Here is a 22,649-nt window from a genome sequence, read left to right as displayed (position 1 = left end):
GGGCCGGCGCGGGGGGCCGGCCCCATTGTCGCGGAGCTGGGCGGGCCTATACTGATGTTTTCCGGTAGTGCCGGCCGCTGGCCGGCACCCCTGCAATCAGCCGAGAATCCCCGGCAGATCCAGTCCCTTTTCCTTCGCGCAGTCGATCGCGATGTCATAGCCCGCATCGGCATGGCGCATCACGCCGGTGGCCGGGTCGTTCCACAGCACGCGGCCAATCCGCTTGGCGGCTGCCTCGGTGCCGTCGCAGACGATCACCATGCCGGCGTGCTGCGAGAAGCCCATGCCGACGCCGCCACCGTGGTGCAGCGATACCCAGGTCGCGCCGCTGGCGGTGTTGAGCAGGGCGTTCAGCAGCGGCCAGTCGGACACCGCATCGGAGCCGTCGGCCATTGCTTCGGTTTCGCGGTTCGGCGAAGCGACGCTGCCGCTGTCCAGGTGGTCGCGGCCGATCACCACCGGCGCCTTCAGTTCACCGTTGGCCACCATCTCGTTGAAGGCCAGGCCGAGGCGATCACGGTCGCCCAGGCCGACCCAGCAGATGCGCGCCGGCAGGCCCTGGAACTTGATCTTCTCGGCGGCCATGTCCAGCCAGCGATGCAGGTGCGGGTTGTCCGGAATCAGCTCCTTCACCTTGGCATCGGTCTTGGCGATGTCTTCCGGATCGCCACTCAGTGCCGCCCAGCGGAACGGGCCGATGCCACGGCAGAACAGCGGGCGGATATAGGCCGGCACGAAACCGGGGAAGTCGAACGCATTCTCCACGCCTTCTTCCAGCGCCATCTGCCGCAGGTTGTTGCCGTAATCCACGGTGGGCACGCCCAGCGAGTGGAAGCCGAGCATGGCGCGGATGTGGTTGGCCATCGATGCGCGCGCGGCCTTCTCCACTTCCTTGGGGGCGGAAACCCGCCTCTCATCCCACTGCTCGACCGTCCAGCCCTGCGGCAGGTAGCCGTTCACTGGGTCGTGCGCGGAGGTCTGGTCGGTCAGCAGGTCCGGCTTCACGCCGCGCTTGAGCAGTTCAGCCAACACATCGGCGACGTTGCCGAGCAGGCCCACGGACTTCGGGGTGCCGGCCTTGCACGATTCGTCGATCAGGCGCAGCGCTTCGTCCAGGTTGTCGGTCCAGGTGTCCAGGTAGCCGGTGCGCAGGCGCATGTCGATGCTGCTTTTGCGGCACTCGACGGCCAGGCAGGAGGCACCGGCCATCACGGCAGCCAGCGGCTGTGCACCGCCCATGCCGCCGAGGCCGCCGGTGAACAGCCACTTCCCGGTCAGGTCGCCACCGAAGTGCTGGCGGCCCATTTCCACGAAAGTCTCGTAGGTGCCTTGCACGATGCCCTGCGCGCCGATGTAGATCCAGCTGCCGGCGGTCATCTGGCCGTACATGGCCAGGCCCTTCTTATCCAGCTCGTTGAAATGGTCCCAGTTGGCCCAGCGCGGCACCAGGTTGGAATTGGCGATCAGCACGCGCGGCGCATCGGCGTGGGTGCGGAACACGCCCACCGGCTTGCCCGACTGCACCAGCAGGGTCTGGTCGTCGTCCAGGCGCTTGAGTGTTTCGACGATGGCATCGAAGCTCTCCCAGTCGCGCGCGGCGCGGCCGATGCCGCCGTACACCACCAGCTCCTGCGGCCGCTCGGCCACGTCCGGGTGCAGGTTGTTCATCAGCATGCGCAACGGCGCTTCGGTCAGCCAGCTCTTGGCGTTGAGCGTGGTGCCGGTCGGCGCGGCGATGGTGCGGGACGGGTCGTTGCGGGTCATGCGGCGCTCCGGTTCGTAGCGAATTCAAGGCAGGCATTGAGCACCTGCGCCAGGGTGTGGCGCAGTGGTGCGGCGTGGTCGGGGTCGAGCGGGGTGGGCCAGCTGTGTTCGTCCACCTGGTCCGGCAGGGGTTCGTGCATGTAGCCACGGCAGGCCAGCTCCATCTGCAGGCTGTGCACGCCGCCGGCGATGTTGCTGTAGTGGCGGGTGATCCAGCCGCCCTTGAAGCGGCCATTGCGCACCTGGCTCATGCCACTGATCTTGAGCAGGTTCTCCACCACGTCGCTCAGGGCATTGTCGCAGGAGGTATCCGGCGCACCCGAGGGACCGGCGGTGCCCAGGTTGAACTGCGGCAGTTCGCCGTCGAACAGGTGCGGAATATGCGAGCGGATCGAGTGCGCGTCGTACACCACCACGGTGCCGTGGCGTGCACGCAGGCGCGTGATCTGCGAAGCCAGCGCATCGTGGTAAGGCAGGAAATACGTGTCGCGGCGACGTGCGATTTCCGTTTCATCCGGCTCGCGGCCCGCGTGGTACAGCGGCTGGTTGTCGAAGGTGGTCAGCGGGCACAGGCCGGTGGTGTTCTGGCCCGGGTACAGCGAGACCCCGCTGGGGTCACGGTTGAGGTCGATCACCGAACGCGAGATCGCCGAGCGCACCGTGGTCGCGCCCATGCCGCGCACGAAGTCGTACAGCTCATGCACCCACCAGTCGGCATCGCGGCGCGCCAGCCACGGCGAGTGGTAGTGGCCGATCAGGTCGTGCGGCAGTTCGCTGCCGGTATGCGGGAAGCTGACGATCAACGGGGCGTCGCCCTCGTGCACCGTCAACCATTCGGGATGGGCGTTCATGCCTGCGGTTCCACGGTCGGCAACAGGTCGGTCAGGCCACGTGCCAGCGCGCCGCTGCGCACCAGGTTGGTGGCGGCCACCATGTCCGGGTGGAAGTAGCGGTCTTCTTCCAGCGTCGGCACCTGGGCACGCAGGGTGGCGCGCACGCTTTCCAGCGCGGCGCTGGAACGCAGCGGTGCATGGAAATCACAGCCCTGCGCGGCGGCCAGCAGCTCGATGCCGATCACGTTGGCGGCGTTCTCGGCCATCTGCATCAGGCGGCGCGCACCGTGCGCAGCCATCGACACGTGGTCCTCCTGGTTGGCCGAGGTCGGGATCGAATCGACGCTGGCCGGGTAGGCGCGCTGCTTGTTTTCCGAGACCAGCGCAGCGGCAGTCACCTGCGGAATCATGAAGCCGGAATTCAGGCCCGGGCGTGGGGTCAGGAACGCCGGCAGGCCGGACAGCGCCGGGTCCACCAGCATCGCCAGGCGGCGCTCGCTGATCGAACCGATCTCGCACACCGCCATCGCCAGCATGTCGGCGGCAAAGGCCACCGGCTCGGCATGGAAGTTGCCACCGGACAGTGCTTCGCCGGTATCGGTGAACACCAGCGGATTGTCGGACACGCCGTTGGCTTCGATTTCCAGGGTGGTCGCGGCCTGGCGAAGGATGTCCAGCGCCGCGCCCATCACCTGCGGCTGGCAGCGCAGGCAGTACGGGTCCTGCACGCGCACGTCGTTGTCACGGTGTGATTCGCGGATGTCCGAGCCCTGCATCAGGGTGCGCAGCGTGGCCGCTGTGGCGATCTGCCCGCGCTGGCCGCGGATGGCGTGGATGCGGGGGTCGAACGGCGTGTCAGAACCCTTGGCCGCTTCCACCGACAACGCACCGGTGACCAGCGCGGCCTGGAATACGGTTTCGATTTCGAACAGGCCGGCCAGCGCATAGGCGGTGGAGAACTGGGTGCCGTTGAGCAGCGCCAGGCCTTCCTTCGCGCCCAGTTCGATCGGCTGCAGGCCGGCACGCGCCAGTGCGTCGGTTGCGGGCAGGCGTTGGTCACCAATGAACGCTTCGCCGACGCCCAGCATCACGCTGGCCAGATGCGAGAGCGGCGCGAGGTCGCCCGAGGCGCCGACCGAACCCTGCGCCGGTACCACCGGCAGCACGCCCCTGACCAGCATCGCTTCGAGCAGCAGCAGGGTTTCCTCGCGCACGCCGGAAGCGCCCTGCGCGAGGCTGACCAGCTTCAGCGCCATCATCAGCCGCACCACGTTGGCCGGCATCGGTTCGCCCACGCCAGCAGCATGCGAGAGCACGATATTGCGCTGCAGGGTGGCCAGGTCCTCGCGTTCGATGCGCACGCTGGCCAGCTTGCCGAAGCCGGTGTTGATGCCATACACCGGCGCACCCTTGGCGACGATGGCAGCGACGGCGGCGGCACTGGCGCGCACCACCGGCAGCGCGCCGGGGTCCAGTGCCAGCGGTGCACCGCGATAGACCTGCCGCCACTGGGCGAGAGTGACATGGCCGGGGCGAAGAACCAGGGTGTTGCTCATGTGTTGCTCCAGGAGGCAGGCAGGTCGGGCTGTCCGCGCACCACGCGCGCGTGCAGCGGGTTGAATCCAATGCGATAGACCAGGTCGGCGGGGGCGTCGATGTCCCAGATCGCCAGATCGCAGTCCATGCCGACGGCCAGGCGGCCGATACGCTCGCCATGGCCCAGTGCGCGCGCCGCTTCACGGGTGAAGCCGGCGATGCACTCATCCACGGTCAGGCGGAACAGGGTGGCGCCCATGTTCATCGCCAGCAGCGGACTGGTCAGCGGCGAGGTGCCCGGGTTGCTGTCGGTGGCCAGCGCCAGCGGCACGCCGGCCGCACGCAGCGCGGCGATCGGCGGCAGGGTCGTATCGCGGGTGAAATAGAAGGCGCCGGGCAGCAGCACGGCGACGGTGCCGGCGGCAGCCATCGCAGCGATGCCGGCGTCATCCAGATGTTCGATATGGTCGGCGGAGAGCGCACCAAAGCCGGCCGCCAGTTCGGCGCCGTGCTGGTTGCTCAGCTGCTCGGCATGGATCTTCACTGCCAGCCCGTTTGCACGCGCTGCCTCGAAGACCTGCCGCGCCTGCGCCGGGGAAAACGCGATGTTCTCGCAGAACACGTCCACTGCTTCGGCCAGGCCTTCGGCGGCGATGGCCGGGATCATCACGTTGCACACCTCGTCGGTGTATTCCTGGGCCTCGCGGCCCGGCGGGATCGCGTGCGCGCCGAGGAAGGTGGTCACCACGTTGACCCTGCATTCCTCGCCCAGCGCACGTGCCACCTGCAGCTGCTTGCGCTCGTCGGGCAGGGTCAGGCCGTAGCCGGACTTGATCTCGAGGGTGGTCACGCCTTCGGCGCGCATCGCCAGCAGGCGCGGGCGGCTCTCGTGCGCCAGCTGCTCTGGCGAGGCGGCGCGGGTGGCGCGTACCGTGGAAACAATGCCGCCACCCGCACGGGCGATCTCGGCATAGCTCACGCCCTGCAGGCGCTGCTCGAATTCGTTGGCGCGGTTGCCGGCGTAGACCAGGTGGGTGTGGCAGTCGATCAGGCCCGGCGATATCCAGCGGCCCTCGCCGTCAATGCGGGTGGTCGGCTTCAGGTGGGCGTCGCTGCCGGCCGGGCCGACATGGACGATGCGGCCGTCGGCGCAGGCCAGCACGCCATCGCGGATGACACCCAGGCCCTCGCCATCGAGGGTGATCAGGTGAACGTTGGACCAGAGGGTATCGACGTGCATGGCATCCACAACGCGGCTGTGCTTATATGTCTATACAATATAGGTGTCCATTTCGGGTTGTCCAGCCATGTCCGATTCGCGTTCCCCGCACTGTTTCCATGCCGCCCACGCCTTGCTGGCCGAGGGCTGGGCCCGTGATGTCCGCCTGCAGGTTCAGGACGGCCGCATCACCGCGATCAGCACGGGGCAGGGCGCGCAGGACGGCGACGCCCGCGTCGGCATCCTGGTGCCGGGCCTGCCCAACCTGCACAGCCACGCCTTCCAGCGCGGCATGGCCGGCCTGACCGAGATCGGCGGCGGTGACGGTGACAGCTTCTGGAGCTGGCGCGAACTGATGTACCGCTTCCTGGCCCATCTGCGCCCGGACGCGGTGCAGGCCATCGCCGCCCAGGCCTACATGGAAATGCTGGAAAGCGGCTTCACCCGCGTCGGCGAATTCCACTACCTGCACCACGATGCCGACGGCCGCGCCTATGCCAACCGCGCCGAGATGAGTGCGCGGATCGCGGCGGCGGCCGATCAGACCGGCATCGGCCTGACCCTGCTGCCGGTGTTCTATGCGCATGCCGATTTCGGTGGGGCAGCGCCGAATCCGGCGCAGCGCCGCCTGATCCACGATGTGGACGGTTTCGCGCAGCTGCTGGACGCCGCGAAGCCGGCACTGGCCGCGCTGCCGGATGCAGTGCTCGGCATCGCCCCGCACAGCCTGCGCGCGGTCACCGGCGAGGAATTGAGTGCATTGCTGCCGCTTACCGACGGACCGGTGCACATCCATATCGCCGAGCAGGTGCGTGAAGTCGAGGCCTGCCTGGCGTGGAGCGGCCAGCGCCCGGTGCAGTGGCTGTACGACCACGCACCGGTCGATGCGCGTTGGTGCCTGGTGCACGCCACCCACATCACCGACGACGAGCGCGCCGCCATCGTGGCCAGCCAGGCGGTGGCCGGCCTGTGCCCGATCACCGAAGCCAACCTGGGCGACGGTCTGTTCCCGATGCAGGCGTTCGCGCGAGAGGGCGGACGTTTCGGTGTCGGCTCCGATTCCAACGTGCTGATCGATGCCGCCGAAGAACTGCGCCTGCTCGAATACGGCCAGCGCCTGATCCTGCGTGGGCGCAATGTGCTGGCCCCGGACGCCACCCGCAGCACCGGCCGCTTCCTGTTCGAAGGCGCACTGCACGGCGGTGCACAGGCCCTGGGCGTGACCGCCGGCCTGCAGGTGGGCGCCAGTGCCGACCTGGTCGAACTGGATGCCGCCCACCCCGCGCTGCAGGCGCGACAGGATGACGCATGGCTTGACAGCTGGGTGTTCGCCGCACGTAATGGCGCGCTACGATCGGTCTGGCGCCATGGCCGCCAATGCGTGGCCGAGGGCCGCCACCTGCGGCGCGAGGCGATCACCACCGCCTTCGCCGCCGCCCTGCGTGGCGTGCTTGGCTGATCGCCTCCCGCCACAGAGACCCCATTACGTGAAGGCCAGCAAGTCCGCCACGCTCAACCAGCGTATCCGCAGCGATCTGGAAAGCCGCATCCTCAGCGGAGAATGGGCGCCGGGCTTTCGTATTCCGTACGAACACGAGCTGATGGAGCAGTACGGCTGCTCGCGGATGACGGTGAACAAGGTGCTGACCGCGCTGGCCGAGAGCGGCATGATCGAGCGCCGCCGTCGCGCCGGTTCGTTCGTGGCGCGGCAGCCGCCACACCTGGAGCAGGTGGCGCTGGAAATTCCGGACATTGCGATGGAGGTCGGTTCGCGCGGGCACCAGTACGGCTACCGGCTGCTGCAGCGCGAGCTGCGTCTGGCTGAAGTGGGCAATGCCGGTGAAGTGGAACTGGCCGGCAGCGAAATGCTGCTGGCGATGCGTTGCCTGCACCTGGCCGATGGCCGTCCGCTGGCACTTGAGCATCGCCTGATCAGCCCCGTCGGCGTGCCCGAGGTGCTGGAGGTCGATTTCAGCACCACCGCGCCGGGCAGTTGGCTGCTGCAGAACGTGTCGTGGACGCGCGCCCAGCACCGCATCAGTGCCTGGGGCGCGGATATCGCCAGTGCCAAGCTGCTGGACGTGAAGCCCGGCACCGCCTGCCTGGTGATCGAGCGCCTGACCTGGCGCGGTGAGCAGCCGATCACCCGCGTGCGCCAGGTGTTCCTCGGCGATGCCTGGGACCTGGTTGCGCGCTTCGCGCCTGGGGCGCGCTAGAGGCGTATCCACGCATGGCGTGGGTCTACTGAATCCCGGTTGGGATTACCCGACGCGTGTGAATCCCTGGTAGATCCACGCCATGCGTGGATGCTGCCCCATCAATACGTGGCGCATTGGCGCCAGCGCACCGGCTCGTCCACACCGGGGCGGGCATTGAGCTGGATGCGCACGTTGCGCAGGGCGGGGTAGTGCAGCACTTCCTCGCAGACCTGCGGCCACACCGCGTCCAGCTCGCCGGTGCGGTTGATCGCCAGCGTCTGCCGGGTCAACCAGACACCGCTGGCGATGCCGGGCTTGCCGGCCAAGGCGCGGGACAGATCGGCCTGGAAGCGCTCCAGCGTAGCGGCATCCGGGTTGGGGTTGCTGCGCGCATCGGTTGAGGGCGTGGCCGGTGCAGGCGTAGCGACCGGCGGCATGGTGGCGGGGGGCGGCGCCGGATTCGGCCCCGCTTCAAGCGCAGGCGCAACCGGCGCGGGGGAGTCCGCTACCCCGGCAACGGGCGGGGCGTCCTGCACATGCAGTCCTTGCAGGCTCAATCCCACCAGCAGGCCCAGCGTGACCGCGCCGAGCGCGGCAATGGCGATCCGGCGCAGGGCTTCATGGCGGGCGCTGGCGCGCACACGGGTTTCGATTTCCGCCGGTAGATAGGGTTGCAGCAGCGGCCACAGGCGCGGGCCGTCCAGCACCTCGACCGCCTGCTTCTCGGCGGCGCTGCGGCCGTCGCGTTCCATCCGGCCTTCGGTCAACAGTACGCCGCCCTTGGCGCCGGCCAGGCGCGCGGCCGCACCCAGTTCGTTCACTGCAGCGGTGCCGATGCGGTAGGCCAGGCCGTGCTTGCACGACACCAGCCAGCTGTTGGGGCCGTCACTGAGCAGGAAATCGCTGCTGGGCTCACGGGATTCCTCGCCCGGGTCATCCAGTTCGCGCAGGCCGCGCTGCTCGCGCAGCATGCGCTTGACCAGTACCGAGAATTCGCGCCAGTGCATGCCAGCCAGGGCCTGCAGGCCGAGTTGCATCTCCTTCTGCCGCCGTTTGATCCACCACAGATAGACAACGGCCAGGGAACAGGTAAACAGGGCCGACAGCAGGGCCAGGATCCAAGGGAGCATGCAGGAGGTGCGCGGAAGGGGCGAATGCGAAGGCGACAGTGTAAAGGTCGCGCCGTGCCGCTGAGTCAGGAGGTTCCTGACAGGAAGCGTGATGGAACGCGCAGTTCGGAATACCGCAGGCACGAAAAACCCGCCAATCCTGAAGCCGTGAGGGGAGGGAACAAACGGCAGCCGAAGCGATTGGCGGGTTGCTCGCGATTGTCAATCAAAATTTATTGCATTGCAACAATGGCCGGTCAGGGCACGCTGCCTGGCGACTGATGGCTGCCCGGTGCAGGTGCATCAGTGCCCGAGGCGTCGCGGTTCTCCAGCTTGGCCAGGCGCGCCTGCAGGGCATCGATGCGCGCCTCCAGCGCAGTCACCTCGTCGGCGGTGGGTACGTGCAGGCGCTTGAGTACGCCCTGCACCTGATCGTCGAACGCCTTTTCAACCTTGTTCCAGGTGCCGGAGGCCTTCTCGCGGGCCTCGTCCAGCGAGGTTTCAACGTTGTCGCGCCAGCCCGGGCCCTGTTCGCCGTTGCGTTCACGGCGGCGGGCTTCCCAGGCTTCGCCTTCCTTCACCAGGCCGTCGAAGAAGCGGCTGCCTTCGGCCTGTGCACGGCCAAGAGCGCCCAGGCCGGCCAGCCAGACCTGCTGCGCCGAGTCACTCAGCTTGCGCGAGAAGCGCTCGGCCTGGTCACCGAACGAGGCGTCGTCGTTGCGGCGGTCATCGTTTTCGTACTGGTTCATCGCACTTCCCGTGGGAGTTGGGCCTGCCCCCGAGAGTAGCGCGCGTTGGCGTTGCACGGCCGTGATGGCCGCCGCCGGGGTTCAGCCCAGCTTTTCCTTCAGCACGCGCTGGATCTCGCCTTCGACCATGCCCTTCATCGCCGACAGCAGGAAGCCCAGCTTGGCGGTCACGCGCACGGCGCCCGGCTGCAGTTCGATCGCACCGTCCACGCCGCTGCCGGAGAAATTCAGTACGTCGGCAGTCCAGGACGACTTCAGGCCGAAGCGCTCGGACAACTTGGCGGCAACCTGTTCGATCGCGGCGCGCGCCTGTGCGTCGGGCAGGGCGTGGGCGTGGCGGACATCGATGGTGGACATGCAGGCTCCTGGCGCAGGGCGGGGATGATCAATGAGGGCGAGCATTGTGCGCATCGAGGGCCTCCGCGCCAAGCACTCATCGTGGGTTCTTCTTCGTTGGCGGCCAACCTGCTAGGCTGCGCCGCGTGCAGAACCTGCTTGTCCACTTCAGTCAGCAACAACAGCCCGACCAGCCGCTGCGGCCCGGGGTGCAACGCATCGTGCGCCAGGCCAACGGCAGTGTGCGGCTCGGCGATGCCGGCCACGGTGCCCTGCTGCTGGCGCAGTTCTGCGTGGATGATCGCGGCCTCTGGCTGCAGGTCGGCAACGGTATCCGCGGCATTCATGTGAACGGTCGCCCGGTGCGGCGCATGGCGCTGCTGCGTGCCGGCGATGCGGTGTATGTGGACGGCGTGGAAATGGTCCTGCAGGGCGAGGTCGAGAGCCTGCTGCAGGCGCCTGCGCCGAAGAACGACGACGGCTCCGATGAGCAGCAGCGCCTGCTGCGCGGTGTCGGTGGCCTGCACCATGGCCGCAGCTTCACGCTGTCGCGGTCCCGCCTGATCGGCCGCGGTGGCGACGCTGACATCGAGATCAATGAACCGGCCTTCGCCGAGCAGCACGCCCGTGTGGAAGTGCACGGCGAGCGCGTGCTGCTGCGTGACCTGGGCAGTGCCGACGGCACCCGGGTCAACGGTGTGGCCGTGCGCCACTGCTGGCTGCAGGCGGGCGACCAGGTCGTGTTCGATGGCCAGCACCGGTTCGTGCTGGAAGTGCCGCATGACCCGCGCCGGCGCCCGCTGCCGGATGAAGACGAGTCCAGCCAGGACGCCGAGCAGACGCCGGTGCTGCCGGCCGTGCCGCGCAAGGTCCGGCGCTGGCCGTGGCTGCTGGTCAGTGCGCTGCTGCTGGCCGCGCTGCTCAGCCTGCTGCTCTGGTTCGGCGCGCGCTGATCTGAATCCGCTGGGTCCGCGTTGGTGGGTGCCGACCTTGGTCGGCACGCTCCTTCGGTGCGCATGACGCCTGGCAGCACACGGCTCTGGTAGGTGCCGACCTTGGTCGGCACGCTCCTGCGGTGGGCATGACGCCTGACGGCGTACGCCGACCAAGGTCGGCGACTACCAGTGCCCTGCTGCGGGCCAATGGATTCCAATGAAACCAAATTTCCCTTGCGCCACAAGGCCGCAAGGCTGGTGCACTGCGGCATACTAGGGGTCTTGCCCCACAGGTGTGACATGACGCGCGCGTTCAACTTCAGTGCCGGCCCTGCAACCTTGCCGGATTCGGTCCTGCGCCAGGCGCAGGCGGAAATGCTGGACTGGCACGGTTCCGGTGCCTCCATCGTGGAAATGAGCCATCGTGGCGCGGAATTCATGTCCGTGGCTGCCGAGGCGGAAGCCGATCTGCGGCGCCTGCTCGACATCCCCGACGACTATGCGGTGCTGTTCCTGTCCGGTGGTGCCACCACCCAGCAGGCGCTGATCCCGCTCAACTTCGCCGCCCCGGGCCAGCGTGCCGATTACGTGGTCAGCGGCCACTGGGGCAAGACGGCGGTCAAGCAGGCCGGTGTCTACGTCGACGTCAACATCGCCGCGAGCAGCGAGGCCAACGGCTACCGCACGCTGCCGCCGCGCGCCGATTGGCAGCTCTCGCCCGATGCCGCTTATGTGCACATCACCGCCAACGAGACCATCCACGGCGTCGAGTTCCGTGATGTGCCCGATACCGGCAACGTTCCGCTGATCGCAGACTTCAGCTCGTCCATCGCCAGCGAACCGCTGGATGTGCGCCGCTATGGCGTGATCTACGCCGGCGCGCAGAAGAACCTGGGCCCGGTCGGCATCGCGGTGATGATCATCCGCCGTGACCTGCTCGAGCGCAGTGGCCAGCCACGCGCGGACATCTTCGATTACCGCTCGCACGTCGCCCGCGATTCGATGCTCAACACGCCACCAACCTGGAACTGGTACCTGGCCGGACTGGTGTTCAAGTGGATGCTGGCCGAAGGCGGCGTGACCGAGTTCGCCAAGCGCAACGCCGCCAAGGCCGCACTGGTGTACGGCGCCATCGACGGCTCCGGCGGCTTCTACCGCAATGAGGTCGCACATGCGGCCCGTTCGCGGATGAACATCCCGTTCTTCCTGCCCGATGCCGAGCTCGACGCGCGCTTCGTTGCCGAAGCCAAGGCCGCCGGCCTGCTGGCGCTGAAAGGGCACAAGGTGGTCGGCGGCATCCGGGCCTCGCTGTACAACGCCATGCCGCTGGCCGGGGCCGAGGCGCTGGTCGCCTTCATGGCCGATTTCCAGCAGCGTCACGGTTGAGCAATGAACGGCGCGCACCGTCGGGTGCGTGCCCCGCAACAAGGAATTCCGATGGCAAGCAGCAAACCCAGCAAGAAGGCGTCGAAGAAGGCCGAACCGGCCAAGGACAGCGCGTCCACCAAGGCCAAGGGCAAGGCCGCGTCGAACCCGGCGCCCACCCTGGCGCCGCTGGCGCTGGCCGATGTGCGCTCGAAGATCGACCAGATCGATCGTGACATCCAGAATCTGATCGCCGAACGCGCGCGCTTCGCCCACCAGGTCGGCAAGGCCAAGGGCAAGCTGGCCGCCGCCGTCGACTACTACCGCCCCGAGCGCGAAGCACAGGTGCTGCGCATGGTGGTCGATCGCAACGAAGGCCCGCTCAGCGATGAGCTGCTGGTGCACGTCTACCGCGAGATCATGTCGGCCTGCCTGGCCCAGCAGGAGCCGCTGAAGATCGGTTACCTCGGCCCGGAAGGCACCTTCAGCCAGCAGGCCGTGCTCAAGCACTTCGGCCGCTCGGCGCTGGGCCTGCCGATGGCCAGCATCGAGGAAGTGTTCCAGGAAGTGGAAGCGGGCAACGCCGATTTCGGCGTGGTGCCGGTGGAGAATTCGGGGCAGGGCACCATCCAGATCACCCTGGACATGTTCCTGACCTCCAACCTGAAGATCTGTGGCGAAGTGGAACTGCGCGTGCAGCAGTACCTGATGTCGCGCAGCGGCCGCATCGAGGACATTGAGCGCATCTACGCGCACCCGCAGTCGTTCATGCAGACCTCGGCGTGGCTGCGCGCGAACCTGCCGAAGGCCGAAAAGATTCCGGTGTCGAGCAATGCCGAAGGTGCGCGTCGTGCGCGCAACGCCGACGACGCGGCGGCCATCGGCGGCGAGAGCGCCGGCCATGTGTACGGCCTGAAGAAGGTTGTCACCAAACCGATCCAGAACGATGCCGACAACACCACCCGCTTCCTGGTGGTGGGTCGCAACATCTTCCCGACCTCCGGCCACGACCGTACCTCGGTGCTGGTGTTCATCCATGACAAGCCCGGTGCGCTGTTCGACGTGCTCAGCCCGTTCGCCCGCCACGGCATCAGCATGAACCGCATCGAGTCGCGGCCGTCGCACCACGGCAAGTGGGAATACGGCTTCTTCATCGACCTGGCCGGCCACATCGACGACGCGCCGATGCAGGCTGCGCTGGCCGAACTGGAAGCGCACTCGGCGCAGATCAAGGTGCTGGGCTCCTATCCGGTGGCCGTGCCCTGATTGCTGCTGCGGCGGCAACAGCCGCCGCTCCCTGATGCATCACCGGCGCTGCCGGTGTTTACGGAATGATCGAACGATGAGCAACGCGCAACACTGGATCGCCCGCAAGGGCCAGCCGCTGCAGGGCAGCCTGACCATTCCCGGCGACAAGTCGGTCTCGCACCGCTCGGTGATGTTCGCCGCGCTGGCCGATGGCACCTCGCATATCGAGGGCTTCCTGGAAGGTGAGGACACCCGCGCGACCGCGCGCATCTTCAGCCAGCTCGGCGTGCGCATCGAAACGCCCAGCCCGTCGCAGCGCATCGTGCATGGCGTCGGCATCGACGGCCTGCAGGCACCCAGCGCACCGCTGGATTGCGGCAACGCCGGTACCGGCATGCGCCTGCTGGCCGGCCTGCTGGCAGGCCAGGCCTTCGATTGCACGTTGATCGGCGATGAATCGCTGTCGGGCCGCCCGATGCGGCGCGTCACCGGCCCGCTGTCGCAGATGGGCGCGAAGATCGACACCCAGGATGACGGCACGCCGCCGCTGCAGGTGCATGGCGGCCAGTCGCTGCACGGCATCGACTTCGCCTCGCCGGTGGCCAGTGCACAGATCAAGTCGGCGGTGCTGCTGGCGGGTCTGTACGCGCAGGGTGAAACCAGCGTGACCGAACCGCACCCGACCCGCGACTACACCGAGCGCATGTTGTCGGCGTTCGGCGTGGACATCGAATTCTCGCCGGGCAAGGCGCGCCTGCGTGGCGGCCAGCGCCTGCGCGCCACGGACATCGTGGTGCCGGCCGACTTCTCTTCGGCCGCGTTCTACCTGGTCGCCGCCAGCATCATTCCCGGCTCCGAGCTGCGACTGAAACAGGTCGGCCTGAATCCGCGTCGCACCGGCCTGCTGCACGCGCTGCGCCTGATGGGTGCGGACATCACTGAAGAGAATCCGGCCGAGCAGGGCGGTGAGCCGGTGGCGGACCTGGTGGTGCGCTACGCCCCGCTGAAGGGCGCGCGCATTCCGGAAGCGTTGGTGCCGGACATGATCGACGAGTTCCCGGCGCTGTTCGTGGCCGCCGCCGCCGCAGAAGGCCAGACCGTGGTGAGTGGTGCGGCCGAGCTGCGGGTGAAGGAATCCGATCGTCTCGCTGCGATGGCCACCGGCCTGCGCGCGCTGGGCATGCAGGTGGACGAAACCGAAGACGGCGCCACCCTGCATGGCGGCGTTCGCCTCGGGAGCGGCACCATCGAAAGCCACGGCGACCATCGCATTGCCATGGCGTTCGCCATTGCCGGCCAGATCAGCGATGGCGAAGTACGCATCAACGACGTCGCCAACGTCGCTACGTCCTTCCCGGACTTCGACGGCCTGGCGCGTAGCGCCGGGTTCAACCTGGCCTGAGCGGCACCGCGTCCGCCGGGCCGTGCCGGGCGATTGCATTGAACGGTAGGTGCCAATCTTGGTTGGCACGCTCACATCACCGGTAGGTGCCGACCTTGGTTGGCACGCTCACCTCACCCGGTAGGTGCCAACCTTGGTTGGCACGCTTTTCCGCATAAAAGGACGGAGGCCGAAGCCTCCGTCTAAACATCACGAACCCCTCGTCCGCGATCAACGCTGCTCGGTACGGAAATCCACCGGGACCCGCACCACGCTGGCGATGGCACGGCCTTCGTGCATCGCCGGCTGGAACTTCCAGTTCTGCACGGTGTTCAGCACCGCACGATCCAGGTCGCGACTGCGCTCGCCGCTGCGCGAAACGATCCCAGCGTTGGCGACATTGCCGCGGGTATCGACACTCAGGCTGGCGATCACGCTGCCCTGCACGCCACTACGCAGCGCAGCGGCGGGGTAGGTGGGCATGCGGTTGCTGGCCAGCGGGCGGGCCTCACGATTGCGCACTACCGGCGCGGCCTTCCGCGAAGCAGTAGCCGGGGCTGCCTGGCGCGTGGCAGGGGCCGCTGCATCCGTCACCGCGGCCTGCTCGGGGGCTGGCAACATGCGCTCACCGACCGGCGCCGGGGCCACATCTTCCTGGTTGGAATGACGCAGCCAGAGCAGGGCGGCCGCAAACATCGCCACGATCAGCGCGATCCACATCCAGGGTGACGTGGGTTTGTGCTGCAGGCTGGAATCTTCCTGCAGCTGCGGCGAATGAAGGTCTTCGTGGGTGGTGGCAGTCATCGCTAACTCCTTCCGTCAATGGACGACGTGGGAAGTGTTGCGCGAGCCATGGACGAGAAGTGTCAGCGCTGCGTCAACGCCACCGGCAGGGTTCAGTTTGCCTGCCGGGAAGCGTTCAGTTACTGCGTCTTGAAGTCGAACGGCACTTCGATGCTGCCGGGGACGGCCTGGCCGTTGCTCTGCGCGGGGGTGAAACGCCAACGGCGTACGGCGTCGGTGGCGGCACGGTCGAGGTCGCGTGAACCGCTGCGCTGGATCACCGTGGCGTTGTTGGGATAGCCGGTGGCGTCTACATCCACGCGTACCACCACGGTGCCGGTTTCGCCGGCGCGCAGGGCGGCAGCGGGGTACGACGGCGGCGGCGACTGACCGGCAATCGGCATCGGTTGGCTGTTGCCGGTCGTGGCCGGCGCAGCGCCCGGGGTGGCCGGGGCCGGCTCGGCGATCGGGGCGGGCGGTGGCGGGGCGGTTTCGACCAGCTTCGGCGCTTCTTCCTCGACCGGGGCAGGCTTGGCATCGGGCATGTCGCTGGAACCGGCGGCAGCGGCCAACGGTTCCGGCAGGGGCTCGACCTGGGCGGTTTCCTGCGGGGTCTGCGCAGCCGGGTCGGCGCGGAAGAACTCCTTGTCACGGCCGGTCAGCCAGACCAGCACGAACAGCAGCACGCCCATGCCGAAGGCGATGCCGGCGATCTTCAGGGCGTTGCGCGGGATATGCACAATGAACGACTTGGCGGACGACGAGCGGGGTGCAGACATGGACCGGACCAGTACGGAATGGCTCGATTCTGCCACGGCGGGAATGAACCGGGCGGCAGAAATCCGTATAACAAGCGATAATCCCATCCCTGATACCCACCACGACACCTGCCATGCTTGATCCAGCCCTGCTCCGCCACCAGCCCGCCGACCTCGCCGAACGCCTGCGCACCAGCCGCGGCTTCGAGCTCGACGTGTCTGCCCTGGAGTCCCTGGAGGCCGATCGCAAGCGCATCCAGGTGCGGACCCAGGAGCTGCAGAGCCTGCGCAACAGCCGTTCCAAGGCCATCGGCCAGGCCAAGGCCAAGGGCGAGGACGTTTCGGCCATCATGGCCGAGGTCGCTGCCTTCGCCGACGAGCTGAAGGCCTCGGAAGTGGCGCTGGACGAGCTGCGCGAGAAGATCGAAGCGATCTCGATGGGCATTCCGAACCTGCCGGCCGATGACGTGCCGGCCGGTGCCGACGAGAACGACAACGTCGAGCAGGCACGTTGGGGTACCCCGCGCCAGTTCGATTTCAAGGTGCTCGACCACGTCGAACTGGGCGCCCGCAACGGCTGGCTGGACGGCGAGACCGCGGCCAAGTTGTCTGGCTCGCGCTTCACCGTACTGCGCGGCCCGATCGCGCGCCTGCACCGTGCGCTGGCCCAGTTCATGGTCGACCTGCACACCGGCGAGCACGGTTATGAGGAAACCAACGTGCCGCTGCTGGTCAACGCCGATTCGCTGCGCGGCACCAGCCAGCTGCCGAAGTTCGAGGACGACCTGTTCAAGACCGCCGTGGGCGACTCCACGCGTTACCTGATCCCGACCTCGGAAGTGCCGCTGACCAACATCGTGCGCGATGAGATCGTCGACGCCGAGCGCCTGCCGCTGCGCATGACTGCCCACTCGATGTGCTTCCGCGCCGAGGCCGGCAGCGGCGGCCGCGACGTGCGCGGCATGATCCGCCAGCACCAGTTCGAGAAGGTCGAGCTGGTCTCTATCAGCCGCCCGGAAGACAGCGACGCCGAACACCAGCGCATGACCCGCTGCGCCGAAGTGGTGCTGGAAAAGCTGGGCCTGCCGTACCGCAAGGTGCTGCTGTGCACCGGCGACATGGGCTTCTCGGCCATCAAGACCTACGATCTGGAAGTCTGGCTGCCGTCGCAGGAGACCTACCGCGAGATCTCCTCGTGCTCGAACTGTGGTGACTTCCAGGCCCGCCGCATGCAGGCGCGCTGGCGCAACCCGGCCACCGGCAAGCCGGAACTGGCGCACACCCTGAACGGCTCGGGCGTGGCCGTCGGCCGCGCGATGATCGCGGTGATGGAGAACTACCAGAATGCCGACGGCAGCATCACCGTCCCGGAAGCGCTGCGCCCGTACATGGGCGGCCTGGAAACCATCGCCTGATTCCTTGATCGGGTGGGTGCCATGCTTGCATGGCACTGCTGTGGCTCTGGTGGGTGCCATGCTTGCACGGCACCGAATCCACGCATGGCGTGGATCTACTGGAGGATGTTGCACGCGCCCGGCATGAATTCACCGATGCCTCAGTAGATCCACGCCATGCGTGGATGAACCCCGCGATTACCGCATGGCCCGCAGCTTCTCCAACGGCACCCATCCCGGTTCGCCGGTCTCCGGCATGCACCACGTCCAGCCATTGAGCGTGCGCTGCCCACGCAGCAGCTGGCCGGGATCCACATCCAGTTCCCGCGCGCAGTAATCCTCCGTGGCAAACGCGTCACCCTGCGCATCGCGACCGATCACCGGTGCCGGCACGAATCCGGGCTGCTGCCCCTCGGCCTCGCACAGGAACCAGTCCTCCCAGCCCTCCGGGCCTGCATAGCGTTCGCCCACCACCAGTGCCTGGCCGCGGCGCAGGGTGATCGGGTGCGGAAATTCGCTGCGGTGCGCAGTGGTCACGATGTAGTTCATGACCCCAGCCTAACCCCCTGTAGAACCCCGCGCATGGCGCCGCATCCACGCATGGCGTGGATCTACCGCGCGTGCATCAGTAGATCCACGCCATGCGTGGATAGCGCAGGCCCTCAGACCAGGCACCAAAAAAAACGGCCCCGCACAGCGGGGCCGCCAGGGTGGGCCGGGATGGGGGAGGGGATCCCGGCCCGCGTTCAGCGCCCAGACGAGGAGAGAGGAGCGCCGAACGCTGGAACGCTTATGCAGCGGCGGCTTCGGCCGCTTCGTGCGACGGCAGGGCCGCCAGCGCGCCGGCGATGGCGTCTTCACGGTGCTGGGGCGAGTAGGCGATGCCTTCGGCACGCACGAACTCGATGTCGTTGATGCCCCAGAAGGCGAACGTCTGGCGCAGGAACGGTTCCTGGAAGTCGGCCGGCGAATCGGTGTAGATGCCGCCGCGGCTGCTGACCACGATCACGCGCTTGCCGCCGGCCAGGCCGATCGGGCCGTTCTCGGTGTACTTGAAGGTGCGCCCGGCCACGGCCACGCGGTCGATCCAGGCCTTCAGGGTGGACGGGATGCTGAAGTTGTACATCGGCGCGCCGATCACCACGATGTCCGCGGCAAGGAACTGCTCGAGCACCTGTTCAGCATCGGCGGCTTCGGCCGCGTCCGCCTTGGCCAGCGAGCTGCTGCGCAGATGCGGTACCGGATTGGCGTCAAGATCGCGATAATCGACCTGCAGGCCTTCGACCTGCTGCTTGAAGCGGGCCACCACGGCGGCGGTCAGGTGGCGGGAGACGGAATTCTCGCCAAGCACGCTGGCGTCGAGATGCAGAAGCTTCATGGCAGTCACCTATGTTCTGGAAGGAAGAAGCGGGTAGGCCCCGCCGACGGAGAGAACGATAGGTTGTTGCAAAGGCGGAATAAAGGTGATTGAATGCCACGTATTGTTCTAGATATGGAACTCGGGCATGCATGACCTGAATGATCTGTACTACTTCGCGATGGTGGTCGACCACGGCGGATTTGCCGCCGCCGAGCGTGCGCTGGGCATCCCCAAGTCGCGCCTGAGCCGCCGCATCAGCCAGCTGGAGACCGACCTGGGCGTGCGCCTGCTGCAGCGCTCCACGCGCCGTTTCGCGGTCACCGACGTTGGCACCAGCGTGCACCGCCACGCCCAGACGATGCTGGCCGAGGCGCAGGCCGCGCGCGAAGTGGTCGACCGCCTCAGTGCGGAACCGCGCGGCGTGGTGCGCGCCAGCGTGCCGGTGTCGCTGGCGCAGATGCAGCTGCCCAAGCTGCTGCCCAAGTTCCTTGAGCAGTACCCGAAGGTCCGCCTGCAGCTGAACATCAGCAACCGCCGCGTGGACATCATCAATGAAGGCTACGACGTGGCCCTGCGCGTGCGTTCGCGCCTGGACGACGACGGCAGCCTGGTGATGCGCAGCTTCGGCCAGGTGCAGGAACTGCTGGTGGCCAGCCCGAAGTACCTGGACCGCGCTGGCCGGCCGAAGGACCCGGAAGAGCTGACCCAGCACGTTACCCTCAGCATCAGCGAAGACGAAGCACGCCAGCGCTGGGAACTGCATGGTCCGGAAGGCGAAGTGCGCCGGGTCGACCTGCAGCCGCGCGTGGCCGGCTTCGATTTCCCGCTGCTGCAGAGCATGGTGAAGGACGGCTTCGGCATCACCATGCTGCCGGAAACCGTGTGCGCCGATGCCGTGCGCAATGGCGAGCTGGAAGTGGTGCTGCCGGACTGGTCGCTGCCGCAGGGCGTGTGCCATGCCGTGTTCGCCTCGCGCCGTGGCCTGCTGCCGGCGGTGCGCGTGTTCATCGACTTCCTGGCCGAACATCTGCCGCCGCAGCTGGAGGCCTCGCGCCTGCATTGCGATGGTGCCTGCGAGAAGGCCAAGGAGCGGATCAAGGCCAGTGCACTGGGTGCGCTGGCGGTGGATGCCGGCTGAGGGACATCAACGGTAGCGCCGGGCCATGCCCGGCGTTGCTGTTTCCGGGCGTCGATCACTTCCGCCCGAACAATCGGTCCCAGAAGCTGCGTCGCGGGGCTGCCTGCGGTGCTGGCTGGGCTGCAATGACCGGTGCCTCCAGCACCGCTATCAGCTCCGCGCTGCGTGGCTTCTTCAGGAAGCGCGCGTAGTCCAGGTAGCTGGTCACCTTGCTCATGTGCAGGCGCTCCGGCATCGCCGGCAATGCGCCGCCCTGCAGCAGTACCCGCAATGCCTGCGGACGGTCCAGCCGGATCGCCTCGAACACCGCGGTGCCGCCGCAGTCCGGTTCGATCTGATTGGCGCGCTGCGGCGCATCCTTCAACAGGTCGCGCAGCGCATCCGCGTCGTCCCGCTCCACGGCCTCCACCAGCCGCGCCAGCGCTTCCGCTTCTTCAGGTGGAAGGTTGTCGCGATAGGCCTGATCGGCGATTTCGCGCTCGTCGCGCCCGTCTCCGCCCTGGATGCACAGGAAATCGGTGACCAGAGCGACCGGAATGCCGGACGTATCCAGCGCCCAGTAGCTGGGGTAAACGCCGTCGCCCCAGCCGCTGGTGAATACGACCAGGCCGTGTGGTGAGTCGTCGCCCCAGGGGCGGTATTCGGCGCCTTCGTCCAGGCCATCATGGTCAATGAGCGCATCCGACCACTCGCTGCCTTCGTCGCCATCGGCCCGTTCGATCAGGGCCAGCAGTGCCTGCTGGGTGTCGGTGTCCATGAAGCAGCCGATGCCGGCGTCGACCGGGTAGCCGATGAAGCTGTCCTCATCCAGTCCGGTCAGGTCCTGCGTGGTCCAGCGCGCCATCTGCCAGTGCAGGGCAGACGCAATGAGGGCCTCGCGGGGCTTGAACCAGACCACGGCCAGCGCCGGGCGGCCGCTGTGCACGATGATCTCCACCGGATGCCGGCCCAGCGGCGCGGTGTAGTCGGCCAGCGCAGGCGCCTCGGCCTGGACCAGCGGATCGCAGACCACCAGATGCCCACTACTGACCGGCAGGTGCCCAGCGAAAGTGCGATGCAGGGCCACTGCGGCCAGCTGGGTGTCGTCCAGCAGGGTAGTGCGCAGGTTGGCCAGGTCGAGGTGGGCCATGGGGGCTCCGATTGCAGTGAAGGCCCCACCGTGCCGGATGCGAAGGGCGGGGGCAAGGGTGGTCTTGGGCAAATGCCCTTCACGTGCGAGAATACGCCGCTGCCCGGGCGACCGGGACCCGATTGGAGAGATGGCCGAGCGGTTTAAGGCACCGGTCTTGAAAACCGGCGAAGGGTCAAACCTTCCGTGGGTTCGAATCCCACTCTCTCCGCCAGTCTTTGCAAAAAGCTCCTAGAAATAGGGGCTTTTTCGTTTCTATAGCCTTTGCTACCCGCCCGCCTACCCATCCACCTGCAAAGGTCGATTCTGCGCGATCTGCTGCCGAACCCAGCCTTGCACCTCGGATTGTATCCAGAGTGCGCGGCGACCGATGCGGATAGAACGCGGGAAGCGGCCAGCCTTGATCTCTCCGTAGATGAAGGTGGTGCCCATGCCGGTCATCTGGCGCACTCGATCGAGCGATAGCAGCTTCTTCCAGTCTTTCAGCCGCGCCCATGATGCCCTCCGATGCGGCGAGCCTTCGTAGGACGGTCGGCCAGCCCAAGCTGGAACTGCAGAACGTTGTCGCCGACTGTCGGTGCCGGCGCCTGGCGCGCGCTGCGCGCGGGGCGATTGAGCCGCCGCCATGAGGCGATGGCCCTCTCTGCGTCGGCATGCTTGCTGGTCGACCTACAGGCGCACTCGACCAGGTGGCCACCGCCGGCGGAGGCGCAGCGCTTGTCGTGGATGTGGCGCGCGCGGTGGCCGGCGGCGCAGTTCGGCAACCCTTCCGGGTGACTGATATGTTCCTGGGTCATGGCTTGTTGCACTCCTCGATGTGGGCTTCGAGCTGTTCGATCAGGAAGGTGGCTTCGGTGGCCCTGCGGCGGCGTTCGTGCGCGCTGACCGGAGCCGGGCCGGCGTCCCGGATCCACTTCAGGGGTTCGAGGAACCAGCTCGGTTCGACGGGTAGGCGCTTGCGCGGGTCGACTTTCTGGACGAGCGGCTCACAATCCGGGCCGGCCCAATCCTCGCTGTCGCCGCAGCGGACGCACACGCGTCCACTGAACTCGTGCAGCTTCTCCGGCTGGATCACGCGCGGGGTTCCGCCCCAGGGCCCGTTGTATGACTTCGGGAAACCGCTGCCGTAAACCCACGCGATCATGTCTCGAATCTCGAAGCCTGCATCCTCGATGCGGACGGCCATGCGGTGCTGCGTGCGGGTGCCAGCGAAGGCCAGTAGGTGCCCGCCAGGCTTCAAAGTACGCAAGCACTCGGCCCATATCTCGGTGCTGGGCACCTCGTAATCCCAGCACTTGCCCATGAAGGACAGGCCATAGGGAGGATCGGTAACGATGGCGTCGACCGAGTTGTCGGCCATGCCGCGCATCACTTCCAGGCAGTCTCCGACGTAGATCATTGAGCACTACCGATG

23 protein-coding genes and 1 tRNA gene are annotated in these 22,649 nt (G+C 67.4%); 9 read left to right on the top strand and 15 right to left on the bottom strand.

Going from position 1 to position 22,649, the window contains the following annotated elements; all coding sequences use genetic code 11:
- Window positions 1-96: 96 nt before the first annotated feature.
- The 4 genes from hutU to hutI are packed head-to-tail and all read right to left on the bottom strand — an operon-like array spanning window position 97 to window position 5,373.
- On the bottom strand, window positions 97-1,764 hold the full coding sequence (hutU, locus tag AC13FN_RS16340) for a urocanate hydratase (RefSeq protein WP_049436710.1): 1,668 nt from the start codon (window positions 1,762-1,764) through the stop codon (window positions 97-99).
- Window positions 1,761-2,615, bottom strand: a complete 855-nt coding sequence (gene hutG, locus AC13FN_RS16335) for an N-formylglutamate deformylase (protein WP_049436709.1) — start codon at window positions 2,613-2,615, stop codon at window positions 1,761-1,763. The genes hutU and hutG overlap by 4 nt, the downstream gene beginning before the upstream one ends.
- Window positions 2,612-4,153 carry a histidine ammonia-lyase gene (hutH, locus tag AC13FN_RS16330; RefSeq protein ID WP_049436708.1) on the bottom strand — a complete coding sequence of 514 codons (1,542 nt, stop codon included), beginning with the start codon at window positions 4,151-4,153 and terminating at the stop codon, window positions 2,612-2,614. Before hutH ends, hutG begins: the two co-directional genes overlap by 4 nt.
- Window positions 4,150-5,373: an imidazolonepropionase gene (gene hutI / locus AC13FN_RS16325; protein ID WP_049436778.1), complete on the bottom strand. Its 1,224-nt coding sequence runs from the start codon at window positions 5,371-5,373 to the stop codon at window positions 4,150-4,152. The genes hutH and hutI overlap by 4 nt, the downstream gene beginning before the upstream one ends.
- A gap of 67 nt (window positions 5,374-5,440) precedes the next feature.
- Between hutI and AC13FN_RS16320 the strand changes: the two genes are divergently transcribed.
- Together AC13FN_RS16320 and hutC are read left to right on the top strand one after the other, a co-directional pair.
- Entirely contained in the window at window positions 5,441-6,811 is a 1,371-nt protein-coding gene (locus AC13FN_RS16320) for a formimidoylglutamate deiminase (protein WP_482984980.1), read from the top strand.
- Window positions 6,812-6,839: 28 nt separating this feature from the next.
- A complete protein-coding gene (gene hutC / locus AC13FN_RS16315) occupies window positions 6,840-7,568 on the top strand; it encodes a histidine utilization repressor (protein WP_478410118.1) in 729 nt (242 codons plus the stop codon).
- Between the two features lie 101 nt (window positions 7,569-7,669).
- Here hutC and AC13FN_RS16310 read toward each other — a convergent pair whose 3' ends face one another.
- The 3 genes from AC13FN_RS16310 to AC13FN_RS16300 all read right to left on the bottom strand — a co-directional run bounded on the left by AC13FN_RS16310 (window position 7,670) and on the right by AC13FN_RS16300 (window position 9,765).
- Window positions 7,670-8,680, bottom strand: a complete 1,011-nt coding sequence (locus AC13FN_RS16310; RefSeq protein ID WP_482984981.1) for a restriction endonuclease — start codon at window positions 8,678-8,680, stop codon at window positions 7,670-7,672.
- Between the two features lie 236 nt (window positions 8,681-8,916).
- Window positions 8,917-9,408, bottom strand: a complete 492-nt coding sequence (locus AC13FN_RS16305) for a phasin family protein (RefSeq protein ID WP_010480542.1) — start codon at window positions 9,406-9,408, stop codon at window positions 8,917-8,919.
- 81 nt (window positions 9,409-9,489) lie between these two features.
- Window positions 9,490-9,765 carry a polyhydroxyalkanoic acid system family protein gene (locus AC13FN_RS16300; protein WP_005417302.1) on the bottom strand — a complete coding sequence of 92 codons (276 nt, stop codon included), beginning with the start codon at window positions 9,763-9,765 and terminating at the stop codon, window positions 9,490-9,492.
- A 125-nt stretch (window positions 9,766-9,890) separates the two neighbouring features.
- Between AC13FN_RS16300 and AC13FN_RS16295 the strand changes: the two genes are divergently transcribed.
- From AC13FN_RS16295 to aroA, 4 genes are all read left to right on the top strand, one after another.
- Window positions 9,891-10,697: an FHA domain-containing protein gene (locus tag AC13FN_RS16295; RefSeq protein WP_217013664.1), complete on the top strand. Its 807-nt coding sequence runs from the start codon at window positions 9,891-9,893 to the stop codon at window positions 10,695-10,697.
- 282 nt (window positions 10,698-10,979) lie between these two features.
- Window positions 10,980-12,065, top strand: a complete 1,086-nt coding sequence (gene serC / locus AC13FN_RS16290; protein WP_217013662.1) for a 3-phosphoserine/phosphohydroxythreonine transaminase — start codon at window positions 10,980-10,982, stop codon at window positions 12,063-12,065.
- Between the two features lie 51 nt (window positions 12,066-12,116).
- Window positions 12,117-13,310: a prephenate dehydratase gene (gene pheA / locus AC13FN_RS16285; RefSeq protein WP_460132982.1), complete on the top strand. Its 1,194-nt coding sequence runs from the start codon at window positions 12,117-12,119 to the stop codon at window positions 13,308-13,310.
- Between the two features lie 76 nt (window positions 13,311-13,386).
- The gene (gene aroA / locus AC13FN_RS16280) at window positions 13,387-14,694 is read left to right on the top strand and encodes a 3-phosphoshikimate 1-carboxyvinyltransferase (RefSeq protein WP_054172086.1); all 1,308 of its coding nucleotides are present in this window, start codon (window positions 13,387-13,389) and stop codon (window positions 14,692-14,694) included.
- Between the two features lie 210 nt (window positions 14,695-14,904).
- On the opposite strand, the gene AC13FN_RS16275 is transcribed toward aroA, so the two are convergent.
- Together AC13FN_RS16275 and AC13FN_RS16270 are read right to left on the bottom strand one after the other, a co-directional pair.
- A complete protein-coding gene (locus AC13FN_RS16275; RefSeq protein ID WP_482984982.1) occupies window positions 14,905-15,477 on the bottom strand; it encodes an energy transducer TonB in 573 nt (190 codons plus the stop codon).
- A 119-nt stretch (window positions 15,478-15,596) separates the two neighbouring features.
- Window positions 15,597-16,235 (bottom strand): energy transducer TonB, encoded by a 639-nt coding sequence (locus AC13FN_RS16270; protein ID WP_482984983.1) that lies wholly within the window; start codon window positions 16,233-16,235, stop codon window positions 15,597-15,599.
- A gap of 113 nt (window positions 16,236-16,348) precedes the next feature.
- On the opposite strand from AC13FN_RS16270, the gene serS reads away from it, so the two are divergent.
- Entirely contained in the window at window positions 16,349-17,629 is a 1,281-nt protein-coding gene (gene serS / locus AC13FN_RS16265) for a serine--tRNA ligase (RefSeq protein WP_006452392.1), read from the top strand.
- 177 nt (window positions 17,630-17,806) lie between these two features.
- Here the strand turns inward: serS and AC13FN_RS16260 are convergent, their stop codons facing one another.
- Both AC13FN_RS16260 and AC13FN_RS16255 read right to left on the bottom strand, forming a co-directional pair.
- Window positions 17,807-18,157, bottom strand: coding sequence for an SH3 domain-containing protein (locus tag AC13FN_RS16260; RefSeq protein ID WP_482984984.1), 351 nt, complete (start codon window positions 18,155-18,157; stop codon window positions 17,807-17,809).
- A 241-nt stretch (window positions 18,158-18,398) separates the two neighbouring features.
- Window positions 18,399-18,986 carry an FMN-dependent NADH-azoreductase gene (locus AC13FN_RS16255; RefSeq protein WP_279915225.1) on the bottom strand — a complete coding sequence of 196 codons (588 nt, stop codon included), beginning with the start codon at window positions 18,984-18,986 and terminating at the stop codon, window positions 18,399-18,401.
- A gap of 127 nt (window positions 18,987-19,113) precedes the next feature.
- On the opposite strand from AC13FN_RS16255, the gene AC13FN_RS16250 reads away from it, so the two are divergent.
- Window positions 19,114-20,106 (top strand): LysR family transcriptional regulator, encoded by a 993-nt coding sequence (locus tag AC13FN_RS16250; RefSeq protein WP_049429058.1) that lies wholly within the window; start codon window positions 19,114-19,116, stop codon window positions 20,104-20,106.
- Window positions 20,107-20,161: 55 nt separating this feature from the next.
- On the opposite strand, the gene AC13FN_RS16245 is transcribed toward AC13FN_RS16250, so the two are convergent.
- Window positions 20,162-21,235 carry a DUF4241 domain-containing protein gene (locus tag AC13FN_RS16245; RefSeq protein WP_482984985.1) on the bottom strand — a complete coding sequence of 358 codons (1,074 nt, stop codon included), beginning with the start codon at window positions 21,233-21,235 and terminating at the stop codon, window positions 20,162-20,164.
- A 124-nt stretch (window positions 21,236-21,359) separates the two neighbouring features.
- Here AC13FN_RS16245 and AC13FN_RS16240 point away from each other — a divergent pair.
- A tRNA-Ser gene (locus AC13FN_RS16240) sits at window positions 21,360-21,449 on the top strand.
- Window positions 21,450-21,514: 65 nt separating this feature from the next.
- Here the strand turns inward: AC13FN_RS16240 and AC13FN_RS16235 are convergent.
- From AC13FN_RS16235 to AC13FN_RS16225, 3 genes are read right to left on the bottom strand one after another with little or no spacing between them, the layout of a single operon-like run.
- Window positions 21,515-21,667 carry a helix-turn-helix transcriptional regulator gene (locus AC13FN_RS16235; protein WP_482984986.1) on the bottom strand — a complete coding sequence of 51 codons (153 nt, stop codon included), beginning with the start codon at window positions 21,665-21,667 and terminating at the stop codon, window positions 21,515-21,517.
- A 50-nt stretch (window positions 21,668-21,717) separates the two neighbouring features.
- Window positions 21,718-22,032 carry a hypothetical protein gene (locus AC13FN_RS16230; RefSeq protein ID WP_482984987.1) on the bottom strand — a complete coding sequence of 105 codons (315 nt, stop codon included), beginning with the start codon at window positions 22,030-22,032 and terminating at the stop codon, window positions 21,718-21,720.
- Window positions 22,029-22,634, bottom strand: coding sequence for a DNA methyltransferase (locus AC13FN_RS16225; RefSeq protein ID WP_482984988.1), 606 nt, complete (start codon window positions 22,632-22,634; stop codon window positions 22,029-22,031). Before AC13FN_RS16225 ends, AC13FN_RS16230 begins: the two co-directional genes overlap by 4 nt.
- Window positions 22,635-22,649: the final 15 nt, after the last annotated feature.

The organism is Stenotrophomonas sp. 115C5, from assembly GCF_056861055.1.
This window is presented reverse-complemented; position numbering and strand designations above follow the sequence as displayed.